Genomic DNA, 1,458 nt, shown 5'->3' with positions numbered 1-1,458 from the left:
TTTGAACTGCGCGCTTCATTGCGACAATGTCTAACCAACCTGGACGACGTTTACGACCCGTAGTCGCACCAAACTCGTGACCCTTAGTACCTAAGTAGTCACCAATTTCGTTTTCCAATTCCGTAGGGAAAGGACCTGCACCAACACGTGTGGTGTATGCCTTCATAATACCCAAAACGTAATCTAGATGACGTGGACCAAATCCAGAACCAGTTGCAACACCACCCGCGGTAGTATTAGAAGAGGTTACAAATGGATAAGTACCATGGTCAATATCTAGTAACGTGCCTTGAGCACCTTCAAATAGAATTGGTTCACCTGCTTTACGTGCCTGATCAAGAAGTTCAGAAACGTCAGTGCACATGCTCTTCAAGTAATCAGCAATCGCAAGAGCATCTTTCAATGTCTCTTCATAATCAACTGCTTCGCACTTGTAGTATTCAGTCAACATAAAGTTGTGATAAGCCATCACTTCCTTCAGTTTTTCGGCAAACAATTCTGCATTAAACAGATCGCCTACACGTAAACCGCGGCGTGAAACTTTATCTTCGTATGCTGGACCAATTCCACGACCCGTTGTGCCAATAGCTTTATTGCCACGCGCTTTTTCGCGAGCCATATCTAATGCACAATGGAATGGAAGAATTAGAGGACATGCTTCAGAAATTAATAAACGTTCCTCTACAGGTACGCCACGCTCTTTAAGCATGTTAATTTCAGTCATCAGTGCGTCAGGTGCAAGCACCACGCCGTTACCAATAATGCATTTCACATTATCGCGTAAGATCCCTGATGGAATAAGATGAAGAACGGTCTTGTCGCCATCGATAACAAGAGTATGACCCGCATTGTGGCCACCTTGGTAACGAACGACATATTTAGCCTGTTCGGTAAGAAGATCGACTATCTTACCCTTTCCTTCGTCACCCCATTGGGTGCCGAGAACTACAACGTTTTTGCCCATTATTTGCTGCACGGTAGTGGTTAAAACGGGATTTTAGCAGATATATAGGGGCTGTAGGCAAGTAATTTATGAAAAAATAATCAATATGACTATGCCAACAGTGACTAAAGAACCACCTAATCGTTGCAGAAGCTGCTGATTTTGATTGGAAATTTCTTTTAAATAGGCGCGCCAACGGTTTGGAAACAAAAGTGGACCAATTCCTTCTATTATCAGCACTAAACCTAACGCAAGCATGATTAACTCAAAAGACATAACAAAGTATTTCCTATACCGAACAGTTTATAATATAGACAGAAATTTTAGTGCTCAAATTTGACAATTGTATAACACTCAATTGCCCATCAACTTATCATTCTATCCCTAACACCGAAGAAATGCTGCAACGAGACAGTTAAAATGGATAAGCAGTTCCCACTAATCTCAGCTGTCGCTCCAGACAGAATATCAGCTTTGAAAGACTAGAGTTTGTTGTTCTTTCGAGCTTGGTTTTT

At 41.9% G+C, this 1,458-nt stretch carries 2 protein-coding genes; both read right to left on the bottom strand.

Translation table 11 applies throughout. The annotated features are described in order from the left end of the window. On the bottom strand, window positions 1-964 hold a 964-nt coding region (locus AB4238_RS03560; protein WP_372031355.1), incomplete at its 3' end, for an adenylosuccinate synthase. Window positions 965-1,030: 66 nt separating this feature from the next. Then, window positions 1,031-1,219, bottom strand: a complete 189-nt coding sequence (locus AB4238_RS03555; protein WP_020910901.1) for a DUF2065 domain-containing protein — start codon at window positions 1,217-1,219, stop codon at window positions 1,031-1,033. Window positions 1,220-1,458 lie beyond the last annotated feature (239 nt).

The organism is Shewanella sp. 10N.286.45.A1, from assembly GCF_041470405.1.
Lineage (GTDB): Bacteria > Pseudomonadota > Gammaproteobacteria > Enterobacterales > Shewanellaceae > Shewanella.
This window is presented reverse-complemented; position numbering and strand designations above follow the sequence as displayed.